Source organism: Idiomarina sp. ST20R2A10 (assembly GCF_051842345.1).
Classification (GTDB): Bacteria; Pseudomonadota; Gammaproteobacteria; order Enterobacterales; family Alteromonadaceae; genus Idiomarina; species Idiomarina loihiensis.
The window spans coordinates 1-505 of sequence record NZ_JBNIEY010000031.1 but is presented as its reverse complement, the minus strand read 5'-3'; the positions used below and the strand labels follow the sequence as shown (position 1 = coordinate 505).

General features: G+C 50.5%; 1 protein-coding gene. It reads right to left on the bottom strand.

Translation table 11 applies throughout. The features are described from left to right. Positions 1–7 precede the first annotated feature (7 nt). Positions 8–505, bottom strand: a 498-nt coding sequence (locus tag ACP7H9_RS14200; RefSeq protein ID WP_439222930.1) for an EF-Tu/IF-2/RF-3 family GTPase, incomplete at its 5' end; no start/stop codon positions are given.

Genomic DNA, 505 nt, shown 5'->3' with positions numbered 1-505 from the left:
GGACTGCTTAGTCCATGATTTTTGATACAACGCCTGCACCTACGGTACGGCCACCCTCACGGATAGCGAAACGCAGACCTTCGTCCATTGCGATTGGAGCAATCAAATCTACAACAAACTTCAGGTTATCACCAGGCATGACCATTTCTACGCCTTCTGGCAATTCTACAGCACCTGTTACGTCCGTTGTACGGAAGTAGAACTGTGGACGGTAGCCTTTAAAGAATGGCGTGTGACGGCCACCTTCGTCTTTGCTCAGTACGTAAACTTCCGCTTCGAACTTAGTATGCGGAGTAATTGTACCTGGCTTCGCCAGTACCTGACCACGCTCTACGTCGTCACGCTTAGTACCACGTAACAAGGCACCGATGTTCTCACCTGCACGACCTTCGTCAAGCAGTTTACGGAACATTTCAACACCCGTAACGGTGGTCTTCGTCGTATCTTTCATACCAACGATTTCACACTCGTCGCCTGTACGCACGATACCGCGCTCTACACGACC